We start from the raw sequence: 23164 nt of genomic DNA on the forward strand, positions 1-23164 counted from the left end.
CACCGGGCGCAGAACTTCTCAAACCCCTGGCAAGATGCTATCTTTCCATGGGCTTTGCCGGGTGAGAACATGTCGGTCGCGTTTTTCCGCGATTGAAATTGCTTGGTGGTGTTCGAGTAAAGATCGGTCTTTCTTGAAAGCAAAAACCCATGTCTGACGACGAAGGCGGCAATGGGATATTCGAAGACGCCGTTGCTGCAAAGAATTCAAAAAATTGGGAAGCGCGCCTGAAAGAGGCGCGTGAAAAGCGTGCCAGAGTGCTCAGCGGGGCGCAGGGTGAAGCGCAGGAAAAACCCGCCCTGAAACCTTCCGAGACAGAGCACCTACCCCGACCGGACGAATCCAAAATCGAAGAGATCGTATCAGACCGGGTCCGTTCCCTGCATTTGGAAGAACCAAAAACCCGGAAAAAACCCTTGGTTAGAGCAGGAATTATTCTGGCCGCCTTGGTTTGCGGCGCGTTCCTGCAATGGGCGGTCACACATATTGCCGGAACTTTGCGCTCCACCGGTGGAACGCCCCCAGCCAGCCTGGATGCGGCGACTGAAACTCTTCCTGAAATCGAGGAGCTGCTTTCAGACAGAGCCCCCACCGTCGGAATCGCTGAGTCACCGGCCCCACGAGACACACAAGCAGAAGAGGACCCCGCCGATTCAGCGTCTTCCGAAGTCGCACCCGTTTCCAACCCGGCAATCATCGAAGAGGCCGAGGATGCGATCACAGGCGCACCTCTCGACCAGAGCGTCTCGGTTGAAGCGCTCGTGACGCCACCCGTTCCAGCCGAAGACATTTCGGCTAGGGATGACCAAGACAGGGTGGAACCAAGACCCCCAAACCCAGAAGCGGAACCGGCCGTGTCTTTGTCCCCGCCAGCCATATTCATTCCGCCACAGCTCGAACCCATCTTGGCCGCCGCTTCTTCTGCGGATATTCAAACCCTGTTTCCAGCTTCTGCCGAACCGCCGTGGCGCCACACCAACCGGTCGAACAAAGACAGCTTTTCGCAGACATACTTGATGGTTTTGGACCCTGTCCAGCAAGAGATCACTTTATCTACGGCCCCGTCTTATGCAGAGGTAAAACCGCTTTCGCCCGCACAATCCCCCATTGATCTGGAAGTCTCGCTTTTTGTTCCGTTGAGAGTGTCACAAGACGCCAGCAGCCGGGCTTTGGAACTGCTTACACAGGGCCGCGCGACGGTTGTGTCAACAGACCGCGTGGGTTTTCGGGTCAGAGAAACACAGGTTCGTTTCTATCATCCAAGCGACGCTGAAAACGCGGCGCTGGCAGCTGATGCTCTTGACGGAATATTGAGGGATTTCACGAATTCGGGCAGCAAGACCCGTCCGGGGCGGATAGAAGTCTACCTGGCAGGCAGCGGTGGCGCGTCATCCAGGAATTCGGACCCGAGGCCCACGGAATTCGACAATTTCATTGCGCGTATTCTTGGCGAACTCAGATAAGAAACGAGGGAAGGCTCTGACGATACAGAACCTTCCCTACCCCCGCGTGCTCCCTACTCACCACACGCGTATGGAAATATCTGGTTCTGACCGTCCTGGTCACAGGTTGAACTTAGCCCAGCCGCACCCTTGGTTTCAATTGCCAAGTCTTTAAATTGAAACTCAAATTAAGTACGCCCGCCAGAATCTCGGCGGGCGCTTGGTAAATTTCGACCGGGTCAGCTGTAAACGGATTCTTTTCCGAAATGCTTGGTCAAAATATAATAGACAACGGCACGGTACTTGTTGCGCTCGGACATGCCATAGGTTTCCAAGGCTTTGTTGATCCCTTCCATCAGCTCGGGGCCATCTGCCAGACCCAGCTTTTTGATCAGGAAGTTGTTCTTGACGGTTTCCAGTTCCGAGTCCTGGCTGGCCGCGACAGTTGCCGCATCTGCGTCATAGATCGCCGGACCACAACCGATGGTGACCTTGGTCAGCAGGTCCATATCGGGGTCCATCCCGCATTTGGTTTTCAGGTCTTCTGCGTATTTGGCGATCAGCTCGTCGCGCTTGCCCATATCCTAGTCTCCTTGATCCGTTTACCCGGCACCTTTTACCGATGATCGAAAGACTAGCCGCGTCGCAGGCTTTTCCAAAAGGAAAAAAAACCGCGATTTCTCCCCCTTGGTCGCAGCCTGCACGTTTCTTGCTGAAAAGCCTAGCGGCAATAGCCCCACCCCGGGCCTTGCAAGTGGTAATGATCCGCGTGCAAACGATTGAAATCGGGTCCAAGAACCACGCGAAACCAACCGCAGGCCCCGCGCCAGATCCGCCGAAAAAAGGCGCCTTCCGGTCCCGAGCCCTGCCAGTTTGACAACAAGGTCAGCGTCCGACCGTCAACGGTATCCACACCGACGATATCTATCGAATCCGCGCGGGCATGGCTGCTCCACCCACTGTTTTCACCCTGCGCGGTGCGCATGGGGCGGCAATTGTAACTGCCGATGTGGCGCAATCGGGAAACGTTGGCCCCAAGCAGATCGCGTGCGGCGGGCTGTACGACGTGATGTTCCCACATGGTCAGGCGCAACGCCGTGGCACAACTGGTTTCAACATCCTCGATCCCTGATGTCACCAATTTGGTAAGACGACCCCGACCGGCGATACCGCAGTTCTGATCGACGACCAGGTCCGCCATCGCCTCAAACCGAACACCTGCGTCTTCCAAAGCGGCCCTGCACTGTGCTTCGCTGGCCAGTGCGCGGTTCAGTTGGAGCTTGGTGACGGGTGTAATCGGGGCGGTTACCTTCAGATCACGCAACGGGTTCCAGTGTGAGGGTATCGGCGTTTCGGGATGCGCCAACACCCACCAGACACCACCGCCCAAAAGGATCACAACAACCGCCAGCCTGAAAAAGAAAGACGCCGCCAGGCACAAATACCGGCGGCGCCCAGATTTCTGCGTCATACCCAGACGGCGATCAGTAGCGGTAGTGTTCCGGCTTGTACGGACCTTCCGGTTTGACACCGATGTAAGCGGCCTGATCCGCATCCATCTGGGTCAGCTTCACGCCGATGCGATCCAGATGCAGGCGGGCCACTTTCTCATCCAGATGCTTGGGCAGGATGTAGACCTTGTTCTCGTACTGGCCACCCTTGGTGAACAGTTCGATCTGGGCCAGAACCTGGTTGGTGAACGAGGCCGACATCACGAAGGACGGGTGCCCGGTGGCGTTGCCCAGGTTCAGCAGACGGCCTTCGGACAGCAGGATGATGCGGTTGCCCGAAGGCATCTCGATCATGTCCACCTGTTCCTTGATGTTGGTCCATTTGTGGTTCTTCAGGCTGGCCACCTGAATTTCGTTGTCGAAGTGGCCGATGTTGCCGACGATGGCCATGTCCTTCATCTCGCGCATATGCTCGATGCGGATCACGTCCTTGTTGCCGGTGGTTGTGATGAAGATATCCGCAGTGGCGACTTCGTCGTCCAGAAGGGTCACTTCGAAACCGTCCATCGCGGCTTGCAGGGCGCAGATCGGGTCGACTTCGGTGACTTTCACACGGGCACCAGCACCGCGCAACGACGCTGCCGAGCCTTTGCCCACATCACCGTAACCGCAGACCACTGCAACCTTGCCGGCCATCATCGTGTCGGTGGCGCGGCGGATACCGTCGACCAGCGATTCCTTGCAGCCGTATTTGTTGTCGAATTTCGACTTGGTGACGCTGTCATTCACGTTGATCGCGGGGAACGGCAGGTGGCCGTCCTTGACCAGCTGATACAGGCGGTTCACACCGGTGGTGGTTTCCTCGGAAACACCCTTGATCTGGTCACGCATCTTTGTGAACCAGCCCGGGCTTGCCGCCATACGCTTGGCGATCTGCTTCTTGATCACCTCTTCCTCTTCCGAACCCGGAACAGGGATGATGTCCTCGCCCGCTTCGGCACGGGCACCCAGCAGGATGTACAGCGTTGCGTCGCCGCCATCATCCAGGATCATGTTCGGGCCTTCCTCGAACAGGAAGGATTTGTCCAGATAATCCCAGTGCTCTTCCAGTGTCTGGCCCTTGACGGCGAAGACGGGAATACCCGCCTCGGCAATCGCGGCGGCGGCGTGGTCCTGGGTCGAGAAGATGTTGCACGACGCCCAGCGCACATCCGCGCCCAGCGCCACCAGCGTTTCGATCAGAACGCCCGTCTGGATGGTCATGTGCAACGACCCGACGATGCGCGCCCCTTTCAACGGCTTGCTGTCGCCGTATTCCGCGCGCAGGGACATCAGGCCCGGCATCTCGGTTTCGGCTATGTCCAGCTCTTTGCGGCCAAAGCCAGCCAATGAAATGTCTTTAACGATATAGTCCCCGGCCATCAGGTGCTCCATTTTCCGGTAATTCACAGTCCTCGCTGCCCCTAGCATTCCTTGGGGCAGGTGGCAACTTTGAAGACTGTGGTCGGAAACGATATGGCCAATATCAGCTTGGTGTGCCTTCAATTTCGATCTTTGGTATCGCTTCAAAAAAATCGGTGCCAACGGCAACAATACAGCTGATACCGTTCGCATTGGTTACCAAAACGGTATAACTTCCCGTTTCTTTCGAGGTCCAAACCTCCATCACCGATTGCGCGCCGCGTGTTTTTTGCAGGCCGCCAAAGGCCAATTCTTCGGCATAGTTCTCCTGCAATTTGGATATGATGTGATCCCGTGTCGCGCAATTCTGGGCAAAGGCAGGTGGCGCGGTGGCGGCCATTCCGAAGGTCAGTGCGATTGCGAATAAACGTTTGAACATAGGGTGCTCCTTTTCGATACGTGTTTCAGTTCGAGAGGGGCACACTGGGAGGAGAATGCACCCCCCTCAGTCTTCAATGTCGGGATCTTACCGCGCCGTTTCAAAGCACGAACGCTCAAGAAAATGTTGGCAGCGTGTGATCCAGACAGGTACATCATACCATAAAAACGCGAATTGAACGTGGCCAACTTCACAAGGCATGGCAGAATGGCAACACAACCCAGAGCGTGGCAAAGGATGCTGTCGGGCCGTAGGCTGGACCTGCTGGACCCGACACCGGTGGATATCGAGATTGAAGACATCGCACACGGCCTTGCCTTTGTCGCTCGTTGGAACGGTCAGACAAACGGCGATTTCGCTTATTCCGTGGCCGAACATTCCCTGCTGGTTGAAGAGATTTTTGGCCGTATTGCCCCCAAAGCACCCATGAAATGGCGTTTGGCGGCCCTGTTACATGACGCGCCCGAATATGTGATCGGCGATATGATCTCGCCCGTGAAATCCGCCGTCGGCCCAGACTATGGCGCGTTGGACGACCGGCTGGCGGCAGCAATCCATATACGGTTTGGACTACCTGCTGAGGTGCCAAAAACGGTGAAACGCCAAATCAAGAAGGCCGACAAGATCAGCGCCTGGATGGAGGCGACACAGATTGCCGGGTTTTCCGAGGCCGAAGCCACGAAATTCTTTGGCCGCCCGGACAGGGGGATCGTGGCGGGTTTACAGATCAGGCTGCGCCCCCCGGTCGAGGTGCGGCACGCCTTTACGGCGCGGCACGCAGAGTTGATTGCACAGGTCTGAGAGGCGCTTTCCGAATGCGGTGAGTGGTACGGGGGAACGGGTGGAAGAAAGATGAAAAAAAAGACCGGAACCCGAGTTTTGCTTGTCGTCAATGTCGTGCTGACTGTTGGTCTTGCGGCAGCGTTGGTCGAAACCGGGTATGTCTCGAAGGCGCTCAGAAAAATCTCGGGCACACATGTCCCGGTCACGGAAACCGATCACTACAAGCTCATGGTCTGGCTGCACGAGCGGCCGACTTCTCAGGCGCTCGCCTCACCGGATATTCAGATCGCTTTCATCGGCGATTCCATAATCGAAGGGTGGTTGACCAGCAACATCCTGCCCAACTCGCTGAATCTTGGGATCAGCCGCGACACCACCCCGGGCCTGATCGCACGGGCAAAACCGGAACTGATTGCCCATGTTCCGACATGGTATCTGGGAATCGGGGTCAATGACGCTCTGACCGCCACACCGCCAGAGAAGATTGCAGAGTATGTCGCACAGTTGAAGGCCCTGTTCATGCCTGCTGACAGGTTGATCTGGCGTGCTGTGTTGCCCGTCACCGGTGTAAACTGGACCGCGGAAAAAGAGGCGTTTCGAACGGCCTTCAATTCGGCTGCACAACAGGCCTGTCAGGATATGTTGAACTGCACGTTTCTGACCCCGCCGGACGGGTTCGCCGAGAACACCGCCGACTGGACATCGGACGGGTTGCATCCCAACGCAATCGGATATCGACAGCTGGCGCGGCAGCTCTGCGCAGAAATCTCCTGCTCACCCTGAAGGTACTGAATGGGTACGGTCAGCACCGCTGCCCGCAGACCTGTCTGAAACTTGGGCAGGGTTTGTGTTCACGCCGTTTCAGCCAAAGACGTAGAAGCACAGTTTGTTGCCATCCGGGTCACGCACATAGGCACCATAGAACCTGTCAGGGACGCGTTGACCAGGTTCGCCTTCGTCCACTGCACCCAGGCTGATTGCCTTGTCATAAAGTTCCTTGACCTCATCCTTGGAGTCGGCTGCAAAGGCGACCATGTTACCATTTCCGGCGGCACAGACATCACCGTCGTAGGGCTCGCACACAGCCAGCATCGGCGCGTCGGGTTTGTTGCCGATGAACGCGATCCGGCCTGCGTCTATAACCACTTTCGCGCCCTTGTCCGCAAAAAGTTTGGTATAGAAGTCCTTGGCGCGCTCCATGTCCGAAACGCCAACGGTTACATATCCGATCATAAAGTGGTCCTGTTCTGACAAAAGATTCCAGATGTGCCGAACAGTCCTCGACAGGGTCCAAGGTTACAAGTCACTAAACCGTCATCGAGCGGCCGGCCGACCTAACGAGGGCTGCGTTTCGCCAGTATCCGCTGCAACGTCCGCCGATGCATATTCAACCGTCGCGCGGTTTCCGAAACATTCCGGTCACACAGCTCATAAACGCGCTGGATATGTTCCCAGCGCACACGGTCCGCGCTCATGGGGTTTTCCGGCGGCGGGGGCATCTCGTCACCCTTTGCCAGCAATGCGTTCGTGATGTCGGTGGCATCGGCTGGCTTTGACAGATAGTCGGTCGCGCCGATCTTGACAGCCGCGACGGCGGTCGCGATCGCACCATATCCGGTCAGAACAACGACACGGCTGTCAGGGCGTTTTTCCCGCAATACCTCGACAACGTCCAATCCGTTGCCATCCTCCAGCCGCAGATCGACGACGGCATAAGCCGGGGGTCGGGCGGTGGATATCGCGCGCCCTGCCGCGACGGATCCTGCGGTCTCAACCTCGAAGCCGCGCTTTTCCATGGCCTTGGCCAAACGTCTCAGAAACGGCTCGTCATCATCAACCAAAAGCAGGGATTTGTCAGGGCCGATGTCAAGCTGAGAAGTGTCTGCCATATGTTAGGTCTTTCGCTATTTCATGCCTTTGGCTCGAACATGAGTAATAGCAGCGCGGGAACAAAGGTCAAACAACCTTGTTACGACGCGGCCTGCTTCAGGAAGCATTCAACCTTGTCCGCCATCTGTTCGGCCGTGTCTTCGCGCTTGAAGAACTCCAGAAATCCATCTTCGGGTGTAACCAGATAGGTAAAGGTGGAATGGTCAACCAGATAGAATTCATCGCCCTTGTCATGCGCCTTGTAATAGGTCTTGTAGGCCTTGCTGGCCGCCTTGACCTGTTCGGGCGAGCCGGTCAGGGCGATCGTCTTGTCCCCGAGATTGAAAGCATAGTCGGCCATGACTTCGGGCGTATCGCGATCCGGGTCAATCGAGATGAACAAAGGTGTCACCGACAGCCCGCGTTCGGCCAGAATATCGACAGCGTCGGCGTTGCGGGACATGTCGAACGGGCAAACATCCGGGCAGAACGTATATCCGAAGTAAACCAGCGTCGGTTCGGTAATCACATCTTTGTCCGTAACCGTCTCGCCTTTGCCGTTCACCAGTTCAAATGGTCCACCAATTGCGGCGGCACCCCCAGCAATCTGGCTGGACCGGCATTGCGCGAATTTGTCATCGGACCCGCCGCCCCGCGTCAGAACCCACATGGCCCCAAGTCCGATAGCCAGAACAACAGTTGCGAGAATTGCGAGAAGGCGGGTCATTTCGATTATCCGGTCTCAAGGGGTTGTTGATCGTTCCGGCCGGGACACCTATCAAGATGACCAGCCGATGCAACAGGACATAAGCGACCGATGGCAGAATCCAATCAGACTTTTTGGCGCGGCCAGGAACGCAGCAGCTGGATTCGTCTGCGAACCCTGATTCTTTTGCGATGGGTGGCCATCATCGGCCAGCTCACCGCAATCACGGTGGCCCAGCGATACTATGACGTGCAGCTGGAACTGGGCCTGTGTTACCTGGCCATCGGAATCTCGGTCATGGGCAACCTGACTGCCATATTGCTGTTTCCGCAAAACAAGCGCCTGACCGAGTTTGAAAACTTCCTGATGGTTCTGTTCGACCTGCTGCAATTGTCAATTCTGCTCTATTTGACCGGCGGGCTGAACAATCCGTTTGCGCTGCTTCTGCTGGGCCCGGTCACGATTTCAGCCAATGTCATGAGCACACGATCGACCCTGATTGTCGGCGCCGTCGCAATCGTTCTGACAACTGTGCTGGCGGAATTTCACCTTCCGTTGCGGACAAGTCTCGGGCTTGTTCTGGATATCCCCGATATCCTTCTGTTTGGAAACTGGGCCGCGATCATAATCGCCATCGTCTTCATCGGCGCCTATTCCCACCGCGTCAGTTCCGAAGTCCAATCCATGTCCGAAGCGCTGGCCGCCACGCATATGGCGCTGGCGCGCGAGCAGAAACTGACCGATCTTGGGGGCGTCGTTGCCGCTGCCGCGCATGAACTGGGCACGCCTCTGGCGACGATAAAACTGACCAGCGCGGAACTGATCGAAGAACTGGACGACCGCCCGGACCTGAAAGAAGACGCTGCTTTGATCCGCGAGCAGGCAGACCGTTGCCGTGACATTCTGCGCGACATGGGGCGGGCGGGCAAAGATGATCTGCACCTGAGGCAGGCACCGCTTTCGACAGTGGTGAACGAAGCGGCCGAACCACATGTCGGTCGCGGCAAAGAGGTTCATTTCTCTGAAGGCCCCGCGCAGGACGGGGATGTTCAGCAGCCCTCGATCCTGCGCAAACCCGAGATCATTCACGGTTTGCGCAACCTGATTCAGAATGCCGTGGATTTCGCCCGCGCAAATGTCTGGGTCGAGGCCGAATGGACCGACAGCAGGATCACCGTCAGCATCATGGATGACGGGCGGGGATATCCGCCCCACATGATCGGGCGCATCGGCGACCCGTTTATGCGCCGCAGACGGGCGGAATCCGATCAGAGAGCACGCCCGGAGTACGAAGGGATGGGCCTGGGATTGTTCATCGCCAAAACCCTGCTGGAACGCAGCGGCGCCGAACTGGAATTCGCCAATGGTTCGGACCCCTACCAGCATCTGACCGACAATCCGGAACGGCGCGGGGCAATCGTCAAGGTGACCTGGCCACGCAAGCTGATTGATGCGCAGAAAGGTGACACCCCGGTCCCGTCGGGATCCAACACGCGCATCCAGGTGTGAATTAAGAGACCGTTAACCAATCGCACACATAGTCTGTCCTTGTATCGTTCAGGCTTGGGGAATTTGATGGCCGATTGGATTATTCTGGCCGCGATCAGTCTTGTTTCGTGCTGTTTCGCCGTTCTGTGGCTGCTGCCGCGCCGGGCGCAGCGCGACAAGGCTTTTGGTCTGTTTTCGAACACCTCGCTGTTTGACGCCGTATTCCTGTTCGATGGCGACCAACTGATCAGCCATTCTGATTTCGCACTGGCCGGGTTTGAGCATGTTGAAAACTGGCTGGATCTGCGGCGCTTGTTGCAAAGGGACTTCCCCACCTTTCCCGAAACTTCCGACAAAGTGCGCGATCAGGGCAAAATCGTGGTATCGGCCATTGACTGCACGATCGAACGAGAAGTCGTGTGTGAGTGGATCGACGGTATCGTCCGCGTTCGACTTTGCGAATGCGCCAGGACCACCTCGGCCGGATCGGTTACCCCAGGCGAACCGACTCGTCTGGCAATGGATCTGGCCCCTTACCCGGTATGGTTGGCGGATAACGACAATCGGGTGCAATGGTGCAATGCCGCCTATGTCGCACTTGTTCAAAAGGCACGTGATCAGGACGCCGATCTGACTGCGCCGCTTTTTGAAAGCCCGGCGGATGCCACAAGACCTACCGGAAAAACCCGCGTGTCGGTGGATGTGGCAGATACTGATCGCAAGCTTTGGTTCGATTTGACTCGGATCGAACATGAGAACGGGCATCTATGCTATGCCGTTGACGTCAACGCGATTGTCGAGGCGGAAACCGCCCAGCGCAAATTCGTGCAGACCATGACCAAGACCTTTGCCCAATTGTCCATTGGTCTCGCCATTTTTGACCGCAATCGGCAATTGGCCCTGTTCAACCCGGCCTTGATCGACCTGACCACCTTGCCGCCCGATTTCCTCAGTTGCCGCCCCAGCCTGAGCAGTTTCTTCGACCGCTTGCGGGATCAACACATGATGCCCGAACCGAAGAATTACCGCAGCTGGCGGCGTCAGATGAACGACCTTCTCGAAGCGGCTGAAGATGGAAACTATCACGAGACGTGGTCGCTGCCATCCGGGTCGGTCTATTCCGTCAGCGGCCGCCCTCACCCGGACGGCGCAGTGGCGTTTCTATTCGAGGATATCACCGCCGAAATCACCCTGACGCGGCGCTTTCGATCAGAAATGGATCTGATGCAGTCCATCCTGGACAAACTGGCGGACGCGATTGCCGTCTTTGCGGATGACGGTACGCTGGCCTTCACCAACTATGCGTATCAGAAGCTGTGGGGAGACGCGCACGAAGTCGGGTTCCAAAGCGAAACGGTCACCGACGTCACGCGACGCTGGCAAGACCTCTGTATTGCGACGCCGGTTTTGGGTGAGGTGCGGGATTTTATCGAAATGCGGGAAAACCGCGCCGAATGGACAGCTGAAATCCAGATGAGAACCGGCATAACCGTGGATTGCACCGTCACACCGGTTCATAACGGCGCGACAATCGTGCGGTTTACGCAATCCGAATTTCCCTCAAAATCCACCGCGATAGAACAGATCAGCGCCTGAACCGGGTTGCAGCCGGTCAGGCGCAAGGCCATTGTGGCGGCATGACACAGACCGCCCGATCTCTGACTTTCAAATCGCCCGAAGAAACCGCAGTTTTCGCACGGCAATTGGGAACATCACTGCGCCCGGGCGATGTTGTTTTGCTGGAGGGCCCGATCGGCAGCGGCAAGACGCATTTCGCGCGCAACCTCATTCAGTCATTGATGGATGAACCCGAAGATGTGCCCTCGCCAACATTCACTTTGGTCCAGGCTTACGACACGCCATCAGGGGAAATATGGCATTGCGACCTGTATCGTCTGAGCGCGGCCGAAGAAGTTGACGAACTGGGCCTGACGGACGCTTTCGATACGGCAATCTGCCTTGTGGAGTGGCCGGACAAGCTGGGCCCGTTGGCGCCCCAAGGTGCGTTGACGTTGGCATTTGAAACAGATCCTAACACTATCGATTTCCGCTGTGTGACCCTGTCTTGGACTGCTCCGAAATGGGCGGAAAAACTGGAGAGAACTGCATGACCAACAGGACGGTCCTGGCCGAAGCCCTGATTGCACGAACACCCTGGGCCGGAGCAACACGCACGCCACTGGCAGGCGATGCCTCGAACCGGCGATACGAACGGCTAATTGATCCAACCAACGGGCGCACTGCGGTTTTGATGGACGCGCCACCTGAAAAAAGTGACGATGTTGAACCCTTCGTGCGGGTTGCCGAATACCTCCGATCGGTTGGTCTGAGCGCGCCGGAAATCTATGCCGAAGATACCCAGTACGGTTTTCTGTTGCTGGAAGATCTGGGTGATGATCTTTTTGCGCGCGTCCTGAAAAAAGACCCGGGCAAAGAGCGTGAATTGTACCGGGCCGCCACCGACGTGCTGCTCCACCTGCATCGGGCGCCTTCTCTTGCCTTGCCGTCTTATGATCCATCCCTGATGACGGAACTGGCGGCATTGGCTTTCACCAAGTATGCGGCCGGTATCCTGGGAACATGTGATGAAGACGCTATGTCCCGGTTCGAGCACCGGTTCGCGGACATCCTGCATCGTGAAACATCCGGTTCGAAAGTCGTCGTTCTCAGGGATTATCACGCGGAAAACCTGTTGTGGCTGCCGCAGCGCGAAGGCGTGAAGCGCGTCGGGTTGCTGGACTTTCAGTTGGCCATGCTGGGGCACCCGGCCTACGATCTGGTGTCTCTGCTACAGGATGTACGCCGAGATGTCTTGGCCGGGATCGAAATGCAGATGATCAACCACTACATCTCTGCGTCAGGTATGGACGACCATGATTTCCGCACGGCCTACAGTGTTTTGGGGGCCCAGAGAAACCTGCGTATCCTTGGCGTCTTCGCACGTCTGGCGACGGAATATGGCAAACCTCACTATGTGGACATGATCCCGGCCGTCTGGGCACATCTGATGCGCGATCTGGATCACCCTGCCCTGGTTTCGGTGGCGTCCCTGCTGCACGAAGCTTTGCCCAGACCCACACCGGAAAACCTGGCCAAGTTGAGAACGCAATGACCGGATCGCCATTTGCCGCAATGCTGTTCGCAGCCGGGTTTGGCACCCGCATGGGTACGCTGACCAAAGACCGGCCGAAGCCATTGATCGAAGTGGCGGGGCGACCACTGATTGATCATGCGCTGGATCTTGTCAAAGATCTTGATCCCGTCCGTACCGTTGCCAACTTGCATTATCACGCTGATCAGCTCGCGGCGCATCTCGGTCCCAAAGGCGTTCTGCTGTCTCGGGAAGACCCTGAAATCCTGGAAACAGGCGGCGGATTGCGGGCGGCTTTGCCGATGCTGGGCACCGACCCCGTATTCACGTTGAACACGGACGCGATCTGGTCAGGGCCAAACCCTTTGACCCTGTTGCAGCACGCCTGGGACCCGGGTCGTATGGATGCGCTGCTGACGTGTGTTCCAGTTGCGAGAACCGTTGGTCATATTGGATCGGGTGATTTCACCGCTGGAAAAGATGGACGGATCACGCGCGGTCCTGGTCTGGTTTACGGCGGGGCCCAGATCCTCAAGGCCCAAGGTTTGCATTCGTTCTCGCAAACTGCGTTTTCAATCAACCTGCTCTGGAACCAAATGCTTGATAAGGGTCGGCTTTTTGCGATCGAATACCCGGGACGCTGGTGCGACGTAGGTCGTCCGGAAGGCATCGCGCTGGCCGAGGGTTTGCTGGCTGATGTTTGAATCCGGCACCCTACCCCGTGTATTTGCCGTGCCACCCGGTACGGATTTCCCCAAGGCATTGGTCGATGGCCTGCGGCAGCGCTGTTCGGGCCCACCCGAAGCTTTGGCGCGGGTAGAGTTGATCCTGAACACACGACGCATGGAACGGCGCGTCCGCGATCTGTTCAATCAGGGGCCACCTTGCCTTCTGCCCCGTCTCTCGTTGGTGACGGACTTGGGTGAAAGGGTTGATCTGGCGCGGATCCCGCCTGCTATCCCGCCTCTGCGGCGGCGTCTTGAGTTGACTCAGCTTGTATCCAAACTGCTGGAACAACAGCCGGACCTTGCCGCCCGGTCATCGATCTTTGACCTGTCCGACAGTCTGGCCGCGCTGATTGACGAAATGCAGGGCGAAGGCGTATCCCCCGAAGCGATTCGGCAGCTGGACGTCAGCGATATGTCCGGACACTGGTCGCGGGCACAAGCCTTTATCGGCATCGCGGATCAATTCATCGACACCGGCGGGCAGACGATGGATGCACAGGCCCGCCAGCGCCGCGTGGTCGAAAACCTGATCGCGCGATGGCAGATTGCCCCCCCGCAACACCCGGTCATTCTGGCGGGCTCTACCGGGTCCCGTGGCACCACCCTGATGTTGATGGAAGCCATCGCGCGCCTGCCGCAAGGCGCATTGGTGCTGCCCGGATTTGATTTCGACCAGCCGGATCACGTTTGGCAGGGGTTGGATGATGCGTTGACGTCTGAAGATCACCCACAATACCGTTTCCGCAAGTTGATGCGCGCGCTGGAACTTACACCGGGTCAGATCACCCAATGGACGGATTTATCGGCTCCCTCACCCTCGCGTAACCGCTTGATATCCCTAGCTTTACGTCCGGCACCCGTCACTGACGCCTGGATGACCGAAGGCCCCAGACTGTCCGATATAAAAGGCGCAACCGACGGCCTGACACTGGTCGAGGCTCAATCGCCTCGCGCCGAGGCATTGGCCATCGCCCTGCGCCTGCGGCAGGCGGCGGAAACAGGACAGACCGCCGCTCTGATCACGCCGGATCGCATGTTGACCCGCCAGGTCAGCGCCGCGCTGGATCGGTGGAACATCGTGCCGGACGACAGTGCGGGCCTGCCGCTGCAACTTTCCCCACCGGGACGTTTTCTGCGCCATGTGGCCAACCTGTTCACACGCCGTCTGGAAGGCGAGGCGCTGCTGACCCTTTTGAAGCACCCGCTATGTCATGATGGCGGTGACCGCGGAATTCATTTGCTGCACACGCGTGACCTGGAACTTGACCTGCGCCGTCACGGCCCGCCCTTTCCTGACAGTGCAAGCCTTGCGGCTTTTGCAGTGCGCAAAGAGGCCCAGGAAAGCTGGGTGAAATGGGTCGTGCAGCATTTCTGCGACCAGCAGATCACCAGTGAACTGCACCTCGCGGACTGGGTGGCGCGTTTGATGACACTGGCCGAGGCGATCTCGGCCGGCAGCACGGGTGAAACGGGCACTCTGTGGGACAAAAACGCAGGCCAAAAGGCACTGGGGGTGCTGAATTCTCTCAGCGCAGAGGCGCAGCATGGCGGCCTGATGACGGCCCATGACTTTGCCGATCTGCTGGGTGCTCTGCTTGCGGGTGAAGAGGTTCGTGACCGGGATGCGCCGCATCCGCACATCATGATCTGGGGCACGCTCGAGGCACGGGTGCAGGGCGCCGACCTGCTGATCCTTGGCGGGTTGAATGAAGGAAGTTGGCCAGAGGCGCCAACGCCCGATCCCTGGTTGAACCGGCAGATGCGTGACAAAGCCGGCTTGTTGCTGCCCGAACGCCGGATCGGCCTGTCTGCGCATGACTTCCAGCAGGCCATCGGCGCACCCGAAGTGTGGTTGACCCGCGCGACCCGCTCGGATGATGCCGAGACGGTACCGTCGCGCTGGCTGAACCGACTGACCAACCTGTTGCAGGGTTTGCCGGGTCAGGGTGGCCCCGAAGCTCTGGTCAAAATGCGCGCTCAGGGCGAAAAATGGTTGAACTGGTCCGAGGCACTGGAAGATGCGCCGCCGATCGACCCCGCACCGCGTCCTTCTCCGCGCCCACCGGCCGCCGCGCGTCCGCGCCGTCTGTCTGTGACCGAGATAAAGAGGCTGATCCGCGATCCATACGCGATATACGCCAAACATGTGCTTCGACTGAAACCGCTTGATCCGCTTGTACAGGCCCCCGATGCCTTGCTGAGAGGAATTGTGATTCACGAAATCCTCGAGCATTTCATCAAGGACAGCGTCCTCGACAGCGCTTTGCTGACGCGGGACAATTTCCTGAAACGGGCGCATGCTCTGTTGGATCAACACGTCGCCTGGCCGACGGCCCGCAAACTGTGGCTGGCCCGGCTTGAGCGGATCGCGGATGATTTCCTCGGGGCAGAGCTCGCGCGCCGGAAGGATGGTGGCCCCGTGGCATTTGAGGCAGCGATGAAACTGGCGCTGCGCCCCCTGGATTTCACCATTGTCGGGCGCGCGGACAGAATCGATTGCAACAGCCGGGGCGCGTTGCGCATCATCGACTATAAAACCGGCGCACCACCGACGGAAAGCCAGCAATCCAAATTTGACAAGCAGTTGCTGATCGAGGTGGCCATAGCCGAGCAGGGCGGGATTGAGGGCCTTGACCCGACAAGCGTGGCCCAAGCCATCTTCATCGGTATGGGTGGCAGCTATAAGGAGGTTGCGGCGCCTTTGGACAAAGAACCGACCGACAAGGTTCTTGCCGAGCTGAAAGAGTTGATTTCCGCTTATTTAGAGCCTGATCAGGGGTTTTCGTCCCGTCGTATGCTGCACAAGGATACGGATATGGGTGACTATGATCACCTGGCGCGGTTCGGCGAATGGGACCGGACAGCGGAAACGTACCCCGAGGATCTGTCATGAGCCCGCGCAACGATGCAACCGAACGGCAGGTACAGGCCGCGCGCCCCGATGCCTCGACGTGGCTGGCGGCCAATGCCGGGTCCGGCAAAACCCGGGTTCTGACCGACCGTGTGGCGCGTCTGCTGCTGGGCGGGGTCCAGCCTCAGCACATTCTGTGCCTGACCTACACCAAGGCCGCCGCCAGCGAGATGCAGAACAGGTTGTTCAAGCGCCTTGGCGAATGGGCCATGCTGGATGATACCCCCTTGTTGGAGGAGCTGACCGACCTGGGTGTACCCGGCGAAATCGGTTTCGACCGGTTGGCGCAAGCACGCACCCTGTTTGCCCGCGCCATCGAAACGCCGGGTGGTCTGAAAATCCAGACCATCCACTCGTTCTGCGCGTCATTGTTGCGACGCTTTCCGCTGGAGGCTGGCGTTAGCCCGCAGTTCACCGAAATGGAAGACCGCGCAGCAGCCTTGTTGCGAGAGGAAATTGTCGAAGATTTCGCCGCAGGCCCGCAGGCCGGGTTGATTGAAGATGTGGCCCGGTTCGTCACGGACACGGGGTTTGAGAAACTGACCGCTGCGATCACGCAAAAACGCAGTCTTTTTGCGCAGCCGCTCGAATGGTCCGATCTGCTGAAACGCTTCGATCTGCCCGCCGGCTTTGACGAAACAGTGCTGCTAGCGCGGGTTTTTCTTGGTGGCGAAGTCGAACTCATCCAATCCATGTTGCCCGCTTTGACCGAAAGCGGAGGCAACAATGCCAAGGCCGCCGCAAAACTGGCCGCGTTCAACGAAGCCAGATTGATACATCTACCCATGTTGGAAAGCGTGTTTCTGACCGGGAAGGGCGCAAAGGAACCCTTCACGGCCAAACTCAACGCTTTTCCCACCAAACCCCTGCGCGAAGGTGCGCTGGCCGACCGGATGCCGCAGATCGAGGCCTTCATGCAGCGGATCGAAACCGCGCGTGAACAACGCCTGGCGCTGGTCGCAGCGCAGAAAACCGCGGTTCTGCACCGCTTTGCCGCAGCCTTCCTGCCGGAATATGAACGGCGCAAGCAGTTGCGCGGCTGGCTGGATTTCGACGACCTGATCCTGCGCGCACGGCAGGTGTTGAACGATCCAGCAGTGGCCGAATGGGTGCTGTACCGACTGGACGGTGGCATCGATCATATTCTTGTGGACGAAGCGCAAGACACCAGCCCCGATCAATGGGACGTGATCGAGAAACTGGCACAGGAATTCACCAGCGGGGAAGGGGCCCGATCCGGGGTCGAGCGCACGATATTCGTCGTCGGCGACAAGAAACAATCGATCTATTCCTTTCAGGGCGCCGATCCACAGGCCTTTGACAGAATGCAGGAAGAGTTTGGCCGGAAATTGGCTGAATCAGGCTCTAAACTGTGGGATTCGACGTTGGAATACTCGTTCCGATCCTCCAGCGCGATCCTGACTCTGGTCGATATCCTGTTTGAAAACCGCTCTGGTGCGGGGTTTCACAAGGACAGTCTGCACCGTGCTTTCAAGGCCGATCTGCCGGGTCGTGTTGATCTTTGGCCCGTTGTCGAAAAAGTAGCGGATGCCGAAGTCGGGGATTGGACCGATCCGGTCGATCGTCCCGGCGCACGGCATCACACCGTCATTCTGGCCGAGAATGTCGCACAGTCGATCAAAGACATGATCGAACGGGGCGAGACGATCCCGGAAGATGACAAATCCGGCCAATTCGTTCGTCGAAAAGTGCAGCCGGGGGATTTTCTGATCCTTGTGCAACGCCGCTCGGACCTGTTTGCCGAGATCATCCGTGCCTGCAAGGCGCTGCACCTGCCTATCGCCGGAGCAGATCGGCTGAAAGTGGGCGCTGAACTGGCGGTCAAGGATCTTGCGGCCTTGCTCAGCTTTCTGGCCACGCCCGAAGACAGCCTGTCCCTGGCGACGGTTCTCAAATCCCCCTTGTTCGGTTGGTCCGAACAGCAGCTTTTCGATCTGGCGCACCGTCGGAAGGAACAGTTCCTTTGGGCCGCACTGCGCAACCGCGCCGAAGAGTTTCCGGAAACACTGTCCGTGCTGAATGATCTGCGCAGCCAGATCGACTTTCTGCGTCCCTATGATCTGATCGAACGTATCCTGACCCGCCATGACGGACGGCGCAAGCTGTTGGGGCGGTTGGGGGCGGAAGCCGAAGACGGTATCAACGCGCTGTTGTCCCAGGCTCTGGCCTATGAGCGAACGGATATCCCCAGCCTGACGGGATTTCTGGTCTGGATGCAGACTGACGATCTGGAAATCAAACGACAGATGACCGGCGTCGGCAACAGGATCCGGGTGATGACCGTTCATGGCTCAAAAGGGTTGGAGGCGCCGATCGTCATCCTGCCGGATACCGGCAAACGCCAGCCCCCGCGTGACGCCGAGATCATGTTGGCCGGCGGAACACCCTTGTGGAAAGTGTCGGCGGACGCGTCACCAAACCTGATCTCGCAGGCGCGGGAAGAGGCGCGCAACCGCGAGGAAAACGAACGGCTTCGGTTGCTGTATGTGGCTCTGACACGGGCGGAAAAGTGGTTGATCGTGGCGGCGGCAGGCGATTTGGGGAAAGACGGCAACAGCTGGTATCAGATGGTCGAGGCGGCGATGGATCGGGCCGGGGCCGCGCAGGTGCCGGGTACCGATATCCGCCGCCTGTCCCACGGGGATTGGGACGCGCTGCCCTTGATCGATCAACCGAACACTGTCGTTCAGCAGGTCGAACTGCCGGATATGTTCCAACATCCGGCACCGGATCCGGTTGCGCCTGCCGGCACGCTCAGCCCTTCGGATCTGGGTGGTCCTAAGGCGTTGCCCGGAGATGCCGGCCTAGATGAAGATGCGGCCAAACTGCGCGGAACCCGCCTGCACCTGTTGCTGGAACACCTTCCCGTGGCCGAGAAAGACCTTTGGCCAGAGCTTTGCGCGCGGTTGCTGCCCGATATGCACGAAACGGACCGGCACGAGATTTTGAACGAAGCCGTAACTGTGCTGACAGCGGAAGGTTTGCAGCCCGTCTTTGCACCTGACACGTTGGCCGAGGTGCCCATTACTGCCGCTCTGAACGGGCAGCGGATGCTTGGGGTTGTCGATCGTCTGATCTTGTCGGAATCGGACGTGCATGTGATTGATTTCAAATCAAATGCCACCGTTCCAGACCGCGCGGAAGACTGCCCCGACGGCCTGCTGCGACAGATGGGGGCATACGCGCAGGCGCTGGCGCAGATCTATCCGGATCGCAGCATTCGTACCGCCATTCTGTGGACCCGCACGGCGCGGCTGATGTGGTTGCCACACGATCTTGTGACAGATGCTTTGGCCCGCACCCAGATATCTTGACCTTACCCGAAGCGGCACATACGTTCTGTTCCCAAGTTTACCCCATTCAGGAGACAGAATATGTCGACCGTAGCCGTTACCGACGACACCTTTGACGCCGAAGTCAAGAATTCGACCGTTCCCGTGGTCGTGGATTTCTGGGCCGAATGGTGCGGCCCCTGCAAGCAAATCGGCCCTGCGCTGGAAGAGCTGGCGGCCGAGTATGGCGACAAAGTCAAAATCGCCAAGGTCGATGTGGACAGCAACCCGAACTCAGCCGCCGCCATGGGTGTACGTGGCATCCCCGCGCTGTTCATCTTCAAGGACGGTCAGGTCGTTTCCAACCGCGCGGGCGCGGCGCCCAAAGCTGCCCTGCAAAGCTGGATCGACGAATCCATCTGATCTGGTTCTAACAGATTATCTCGAAGGCGCCTCAGATCGGGGCGCCTTTTCTATTGAAGACATCGGAGACACCAATGGCAAAAACGCGGGTCCTTGTGGAATTCGGGATGGGCACATCCCTGCGCCGGATGGACTATACTCAGGCGTCACTGCGGGCGATCAAGGATGCGCTTTGGCACAACTCGGTCAACATGGCGGAACTGTTCGGGTTTCCGAAAGAGGCGATGATCATTGATGCCGAAATAGGGGTTCAGCAGCCGGATCAGGTGGACACCGAAGCGTTGAAAGCTGTCTTTCCCTATGGTCACCCCAACATTACTGTCACCAAAGGCGGGCTGGACATCGCAAAGCCCCACAGTGACGGACACACGGTCATTGCCAACGCCGCCCTGATCGTTTCCTTCGACATGGAGCCTGCACAATGAGTGAAAAACGCATCATTCTGGAGATGGGAACAGGTAACGATCTTTACGGCCAGGACTATACCAAGGCAGCCCGCCGCGCGGTGCAGGATGCTTTGCACCATTCATCCATCACGTTGTTTTCAAAGCTGGGGATCGACCATTCCGAAATGCGCGTCAGCGTCACGATCGGCGTGCAGGATCCTGAACAGGTGGATTGCGATCTGGTTGCCTCGGATCTGCCGCGGGGCAGGGCCGAGGTTCGCGCAGTCAAAGGTGGGCTTGACGTTGTCGACGAAGAAGCGGGAACGCGGCACGTGGTTGCAACTGCGGCGATCGAGGCGTTTCTGCCTGATCTTTCTGGAAAATACGTTCAGGGCTGAAAAAAGAAAAAGCCGCTCGGAAATCCGTGCGGCTGTCTCGAGTTGCTGATCTGCGGGAACATCAGAGATCGGCGATGTCTGCGCGGCTCAGGCCGATATCGTCAAGCTGGGCGTCGCTGAGTTCCGACAGGAGTTTGCGGGTTTTGCGGGATTCTTTCCATTCGACAACGGTGTTGACGACATTGGTGAACGCGTCCACTACGTGCAGGATGGTAGCTGCTCCGAGCGGCGCATGAATGTTAGCTGTGGTTGCCATGTGCGCGGTCCTTTGTGAAGAAACAGCCGACCCGTTGTCGGTTGTAAGCCTCATGTAGTCCTGCATGCCCGGACTCACAATTGCTGGTCTGGTAACCCCGGAATGCGTTTTTTGCATATCTTTTAGGCAATTGAAGAACGGGTTGCGCCAACCTGCGACCCAGCCCATATATACCGCCAGCGAAAACGGAGACGATCATGGCAGACAACGACTTTCCCGGTTGGCACGGCACGACGATCATTGGCGTCAAGAAGGACGGTCAGATCGTCATAGCCGGTGATGGGCAGGTCAGCCTGGGTCAAACCGTGATCAAGGGCACGGCTCGCAAGGTGCGTCGCCTGTCCCCTGGAGGGTCCGAAGTTGTCGCCGGCTTTGCCGGGTCGACGGCCGACGCCTTCACCTTGCTGGAACGGCTGGAGGCCAAGCTCGAGGCGACACCGGGCCAACTTGCCCGTGCTTCTGTGGAATTGGCCAAAGACTGGCGTACCGACAAATACCTGCAAAAGCTCGAGGCGATGCTGATCGTCACGGACGGCAAGGACATGTTCGTGATCACCGGGGCGGGTGACGTGCTGGAACCTGAACACAACGTGGCTGCCATCGGGTCCGGGGGCAATTTTGCCCTGGCCGCTGCCCGCGCGATGATGGACAGTGACAAGTCGGCGGAAGAGGTCGTGCGTCAGGCAATGGCCATCGCGGCCGATATCTGTGTCTATACCAATGGTAATCTGACGGTTGAGACGATCTCAGGCTAACAGCGCCGAGATCTCCTTGCCTTTCCAGCGGCGATGCATGCCGATCAGGCCAATGATCGCTGCGATGATCACGATGTAGTAGGGCACGCGGATATCGATGCTCATCAATCCGCCCCCGATCAGCGACATGATCCCGCCCGCAAGGCAGAACACGGCAGTGGTCACACCCATGACCCAGCCCTGATCCGCTTCGCTGACGCTGGAAGAGAACAGCCCAAGCATGGTGGGGTAGGCGATTCCGAACAGGAAATAGAAGAAAAAGACCGGCACATAACTGAACACGCCGCTTGGGCTGAAGGCGAACGCGAAACCGCAGATCACCATGACGATGAGTGACGTGTGGATTATCGCATGTTTGCTGAATTTCTCTTGCGCGGGTTTCACCAGGAACGTGCTGGAGAAGGCCAGCGCCACACCGATGACGACCATCGCCATACTGCCGCCGATGACTCCGTATCCGAAGGCGCTGGTCAGGAAATTGTCGACAAAGACGTAGAAGGTGACATTGGCGATCATGAAGAACGAATAGACCGGCAGGATCTTCAACACCATCGGATGACCACGCACCGCCATCAGGCTGTCTGTTATGTCACGGGGACGGAAGACAAAGGGCGCGCGATCCGTTCGGGTATCCTGGAAGAAAAACAGGACCAGAAAGATTGCAATCAGCACAAGGACAAATGCGCCGTAAAAAGGCGTTCTCAGCGTGGCGAAACCGCCCAGCAGGGCGGCGTCAGACAAGACCGCGCCGATGATCGGCCCGCCCACAAGGCCAAAGCTGACGCCCGTCACGATATAACCCATGTTCCGGTCCCGGTCTGTCGCGTCGGTGCTGCCGTCGATCATCGCCGCTTGCGCAATGGGTTGGTTGCCCGCAGTAAATCCGGTGATCGAACGCCCGACGATCAGCAGAAGAAGGCTGTTGAGATAAAGCGCGGCAATGGTCAGGGCATACCCGGCCAGAGCACCGCCCAGGCACACCAGCAAAGCGTTCTTGCGCCCGATCGAATCCGATACTTTCGAAACATAGACAACGCCCAAAAACCAGGACAGGAAAAAGCACCCGATCACGAGGCCGTAATAGAAATGCCTGCGCCCCTCGGGCGTGTTTTCGGGCAGAAACCCGGATTTCGTTTCCATGATCAGCGAGTTGATGATCGGAAAGACCAGCCCCTGTCCGATCAGATCCACAAACACCACAAACAGAAGGGTAATCTTGGCAATATTTGTCATGTCTTACGCTCCTGACCCTCAAACCCTTGAAATCACTGTAGCAGAGGGTTCGCGCATTCCCCAAGCAAAGCATTTGCAAACCTGAGCCGGCATTGCTAACCAACGCGGCCA

Annotated in this window: 23 protein-coding genes; 14 read left to right on the forward strand and 9 right to left on the reverse strand. The window is 58.1% G+C overall.

Annotation, left to right across the window (positions count from 1 at the left end):
• The first annotated feature begins 149 nt into the window (after window positions 1-149).
• Window positions 150-1463, forward strand: coding sequence for a hypothetical protein (locus GS614_RS17260; RefSeq protein ID WP_171726899.1), 1314 nt, complete (start codon window positions 150-152; stop codon window positions 1461-1463).
• 218 nt (window positions 1464-1681) lie between these two features.
• On the opposite strand, the gene GS614_RS17265 is transcribed toward GS614_RS17260, so the two are convergent.
• The 4 genes from GS614_RS17265 to GS614_RS17280 all read right to left on the reverse strand — a co-directional run bounded on the left by GS614_RS17265 (window position 1682) and on the right by GS614_RS17280 (window position 4733).
• Window positions 1682-2023, reverse strand: coding sequence for a DUF2853 family protein (locus GS614_RS17265; protein ID WP_171726900.1), 342 nt, complete (start codon window positions 2021-2023; stop codon window positions 1682-1684).
• Window positions 2024-2163: 140 nt separating this feature from the next.
• Entirely contained in the window at window positions 2164-2913 is a 750-nt protein-coding gene (locus tag GS614_RS17270; protein WP_171726901.1) for an extensin family protein, read from the reverse strand.
• A gap of 13 nt (window positions 2914-2926) precedes the next feature.
• A complete protein-coding gene (gene ahcY / locus GS614_RS17275; RefSeq protein ID WP_171726902.1) occupies window positions 2927-4315 on the reverse strand; it encodes an adenosylhomocysteinase in 1389 nt (462 codons plus the stop codon).
• A gap of 103 nt (window positions 4316-4418) precedes the next feature.
• Window positions 4419-4733, reverse strand: coding sequence for a hypothetical protein (locus GS614_RS17280; RefSeq protein ID WP_171116648.1), 315 nt, complete (start codon window positions 4731-4733; stop codon window positions 4419-4421).
• Between the two features lie 207 nt (window positions 4734-4940).
• Between GS614_RS17280 and GS614_RS17285 the strand changes: the two genes are divergently transcribed.
• On the forward strand, window positions 4941-5534 hold the full coding sequence (locus GS614_RS17285) for an HD domain-containing protein (RefSeq protein WP_171171570.1): 594 nt from the start codon (window positions 4941-4943) through the stop codon (window positions 5532-5534).
• 51 nt (window positions 5535-5585) lie between these two features.
• On the forward strand, window positions 5586-6299 hold the full coding sequence (locus GS614_RS17290; protein ID WP_171726903.1) for a GDSL-type esterase/lipase family protein: 714 nt from the start codon (window positions 5586-5588) through the stop codon (window positions 6297-6299).
• A gap of 78 nt (window positions 6300-6377) precedes the next feature.
• Here the strand turns inward: GS614_RS17290 and GS614_RS17295 are convergent, their stop codons facing one another.
• The 3 genes from GS614_RS17295 to GS614_RS17305 all read right to left on the reverse strand — a co-directional run bounded on the left by GS614_RS17295 (window position 6378) and on the right by GS614_RS17305 (window position 8112).
• On the reverse strand, window positions 6378-6749 hold the full coding sequence (locus tag GS614_RS17295) for a VOC family protein (RefSeq protein ID WP_171171565.1): 372 nt from the start codon (window positions 6747-6749) through the stop codon (window positions 6378-6380).
• A gap of 101 nt (window positions 6750-6850) precedes the next feature.
• Window positions 6851-7405 (reverse strand): ActR/PrrA/RegA family redox response regulator transcription factor, encoded by a 555-nt coding sequence (locus tag GS614_RS17300; RefSeq protein ID WP_152459641.1) that lies wholly within the window; start codon window positions 7403-7405, stop codon window positions 6851-6853.
• A gap of 80 nt (window positions 7406-7485) precedes the next feature.
• The gene (locus GS614_RS17305; protein ID WP_171171563.1) at window positions 7486-8112 is read right to left on the reverse strand and encodes an SCO family protein; all 627 of its coding nucleotides are present in this window, start codon (window positions 8110-8112) and stop codon (window positions 7486-7488) included.
• 90 nt (window positions 8113-8202) lie between these two features.
• On the opposite strand from GS614_RS17305, the gene regB reads away from it, so the two are divergent.
• From regB to GS614_RS17355, 10 genes are all read left to right on the forward strand, one after another.
• The gene (gene regB / locus GS614_RS17310) at window positions 8203-9600 is read left to right on the forward strand and encodes a sensor histidine kinase RegB (protein WP_171116656.1); all 1398 of its coding nucleotides are present in this window, start codon (window positions 8203-8205) and stop codon (window positions 9598-9600) included.
• A gap of 66 nt (window positions 9601-9666) precedes the next feature.
• Window positions 9667-11175 carry a PAS-domain containing protein gene (locus GS614_RS17315; RefSeq protein ID WP_171726904.1) on the forward strand — a complete coding sequence of 503 codons (1509 nt, stop codon included), beginning with the start codon at window positions 9667-9669 and terminating at the stop codon, window positions 11173-11175.
• A gap of 41 nt (window positions 11176-11216) precedes the next feature.
• Window positions 11217-11690: a tRNA (adenosine(37)-N6)-threonylcarbamoyltransferase complex ATPase subunit type 1 TsaE gene (gene tsaE, locus GS614_RS17320; protein ID WP_171726905.1), complete on the forward strand. Its 474-nt coding sequence runs from the start codon at window positions 11217-11219 to the stop codon at window positions 11688-11690.
• A complete protein-coding gene (locus tag GS614_RS17325; RefSeq protein ID WP_171726906.1) occupies window positions 11687-12691 on the forward strand; it encodes an aminoglycoside phosphotransferase family protein in 1005 nt (334 codons plus the stop codon). Before tsaE ends, GS614_RS17325 begins: the two co-directional genes overlap by 4 nt.
• Window positions 12688-13374 carry a nucleotidyltransferase family protein gene (locus GS614_RS17330; RefSeq protein WP_171726907.1) on the forward strand — a complete coding sequence of 229 codons (687 nt, stop codon included), beginning with the start codon at window positions 12688-12690 and terminating at the stop codon, window positions 13372-13374. The genes GS614_RS17325 and GS614_RS17330 overlap by 4 nt, the downstream gene beginning before the upstream one ends.
• A complete protein-coding gene (gene addB / locus GS614_RS17335) occupies window positions 13367-16291 on the forward strand; it encodes a double-strand break repair protein AddB (RefSeq protein ID WP_171726908.1) in 2925 nt (974 codons plus the stop codon). The genes GS614_RS17330 and addB overlap by 8 nt, the downstream gene beginning before the upstream one ends.
• The gene (gene addA, locus GS614_RS17340) at window positions 16288-19644 is read left to right on the forward strand and encodes a double-strand break repair helicase AddA (RefSeq protein WP_171726909.1); all 3357 of its coding nucleotides are present in this window, start codon (window positions 16288-16290) and stop codon (window positions 19642-19644) included. The genes addB and addA overlap by 4 nt, the downstream gene beginning before the upstream one ends.
• Before the next feature lie 18 nt (window positions 19645-19662).
• The gene (gene trxA, locus GS614_RS17345) at window positions 19663-20025 is read left to right on the forward strand and encodes a thioredoxin (RefSeq protein WP_367396964.1); all 363 of its coding nucleotides are present in this window, start codon (window positions 19663-19665) and stop codon (window positions 20023-20025) included.
• Window positions 20026-20099: 74 nt separating this feature from the next.
• Window positions 20100-20450 (forward strand): Lin0512 family protein, encoded by a 351-nt coding sequence (locus GS614_RS17350; RefSeq protein WP_171171547.1) that lies wholly within the window; start codon window positions 20100-20102, stop codon window positions 20448-20450.
• The gene (locus GS614_RS17355; RefSeq protein ID WP_171330680.1) at window positions 20447-20809 is read left to right on the forward strand and encodes a Lin0512 family protein; all 363 of its coding nucleotides are present in this window, start codon (window positions 20447-20449) and stop codon (window positions 20807-20809) included. Before GS614_RS17350 ends, GS614_RS17355 begins: the two co-directional genes overlap by 4 nt.
• 61 nt (window positions 20810-20870) lie before the next feature.
• Here GS614_RS17355 and GS614_RS17360 read toward each other — a convergent pair whose 3' ends face one another.
• A complete protein-coding gene (locus GS614_RS17360; RefSeq protein ID WP_152459629.1) occupies window positions 20871-21065 on the reverse strand; it encodes a DUF1127 domain-containing protein in 195 nt (64 codons plus the stop codon).
• A 197-nt stretch (window positions 21066-21262) separates the two neighbouring features.
• Between GS614_RS17360 and hslV the strand changes: the two genes are divergently transcribed.
• Window positions 21263-21820, forward strand: coding sequence for an ATP-dependent protease subunit HslV (hslV, locus tag GS614_RS17365; protein ID WP_171171543.1), 558 nt, complete (start codon window positions 21263-21265; stop codon window positions 21818-21820).
• Here the strand turns inward: hslV and GS614_RS17370 are convergent.
• On the reverse strand, window positions 21812-23053 hold the full coding sequence (locus tag GS614_RS17370; RefSeq protein ID WP_171116678.1) for an MFS transporter: 1242 nt from the start codon (window positions 23051-23053) through the stop codon (window positions 21812-21814). The genes hslV and GS614_RS17370 overlap by 9 nt on opposite strands.
• Window positions 23054-23164: the final 111 nt, after the last annotated feature.

The sequence above is a fragment of the Ruegeria sp. HKCCD6604 genome, from assembly GCF_013110635.1.
In the GTDB taxonomy this organism is placed as follows: domain Bacteria; phylum Pseudomonadota; class Alphaproteobacteria; order Rhodobacterales; family Rhodobacteraceae; genus Ruegeria.

Excerpts from the sequence above, each read along its gene's own strand:
- GS614_RS17260 (WP_171726899.1), top strand. The coding sequence starts at position 150 with ATGTCTGACGACGAAGGCGGCAATGGGATATTCGAAGACGCCGTTGCT.
- GS614_RS17265 (WP_171726900.1), bottom strand. The coding sequence starts at position 2,023 with ATGGGCAAGCGCGACGAGCTGATCGCCAAATACGCAGAAGACCTGAAA.
- GS614_RS17270 (WP_171726901.1), bottom strand. The coding sequence starts at position 2,913 with ATGACGCAGAAATCTGGGCGCCGCCGGTATTTGTGCCTGGCGGCGTCT.
- ahcY (WP_171726902.1), bottom strand. The coding sequence starts at position 4,315 with ATGGCCGGGGACTATATCGTTAAAGACATTTCATTGGCTGGCTTTGGC.
- GS614_RS17280 (WP_171116648.1), bottom strand. The coding sequence starts at position 4,733 with ATGTTCAAACGTTTATTCGCAATCGCACTGACCTTCGGAATGGCCGCC.
- GS614_RS17285 (WP_171171570.1), top strand. The coding sequence starts at position 4,941 with ATGGCAACACAACCCAGAGCGTGGCAAAGGATGCTGTCGGGCCGTAGG.
- GS614_RS17290 (WP_171726903.1), top strand. The coding sequence starts at position 5,586 with ATGAAAAAAAAGACCGGAACCCGAGTTTTGCTTGTCGTCAATGTCGTG.
- GS614_RS17295 (WP_171171565.1), bottom strand. The coding sequence starts at position 6,749 with ATGATCGGATATGTAACCGTTGGCGTTTCGGACATGGAGCGCGCCAAG.
- GS614_RS17300 (WP_152459641.1), bottom strand. The coding sequence starts at position 7,405 with ATGGCAGACACTTCTCAGCTTGACATCGGCCCTGACAAATCCCTGCTT.
- GS614_RS17305 (WP_171171563.1), bottom strand. The coding sequence starts at position 8,112 with ATGACCCGCCTTCTCGCAATTCTCGCAACTGTTGTTCTGGCTATCGGA.
- regB (WP_171116656.1), top strand. The coding sequence starts at position 8,203 with ATGGCAGAATCCAATCAGACTTTTTGGCGCGGCCAGGAACGCAGCAGC.
- GS614_RS17315 (WP_171726904.1), top strand. The coding sequence starts at position 9,667 with ATGGCCGATTGGATTATTCTGGCCGCGATCAGTCTTGTTTCGTGCTGT.
- tsaE (WP_171726905.1), top strand. The coding sequence starts at position 11,217 with ATGACACAGACCGCCCGATCTCTGACTTTCAAATCGCCCGAAGAAACC.
- GS614_RS17325 (WP_171726906.1), top strand. The coding sequence starts at position 11,687 with ATGACCAACAGGACGGTCCTGGCCGAAGCCCTGATTGCACGAACACCC.
- GS614_RS17330 (WP_171726907.1), top strand. The coding sequence starts at position 12,688 with ATGACCGGATCGCCATTTGCCGCAATGCTGTTCGCAGCCGGGTTTGGC.
- addB (WP_171726908.1), top strand. The coding sequence starts at position 13,367 with ATGTTTGAATCCGGCACCCTACCCCGTGTATTTGCCGTGCCACCCGGT.
- addA (WP_171726909.1), top strand. The coding sequence starts at position 16,288 with ATGAGCCCGCGCAACGATGCAACCGAACGGCAGGTACAGGCCGCGCGC.
- GS614_RS17350 (WP_171171547.1), top strand. The coding sequence starts at position 20,100 with ATGGCAAAAACGCGGGTCCTTGTGGAATTCGGGATGGGCACATCCCTG.
- GS614_RS17355 (WP_171330680.1), top strand. The coding sequence starts at position 20,447 with ATGAGTGAAAAACGCATCATTCTGGAGATGGGAACAGGTAACGATCTT.
- GS614_RS17360 (WP_152459629.1), bottom strand. The coding sequence starts at position 21,065 with ATGGCAACCACAGCTAACATTCATGCGCCGCTCGGAGCAGCTACCATC.
- hslV (WP_171171543.1), top strand. The coding sequence starts at position 21,263 with ATGGCAGACAACGACTTTCCCGGTTGGCACGGCACGACGATCATTGGC.
- GS614_RS17370 (WP_171116678.1), bottom strand. The coding sequence starts at position 23,053 with ATGACAAATATTGCCAAGATTACCCTTCTGTTTGTGGTGTTTGTGGAT.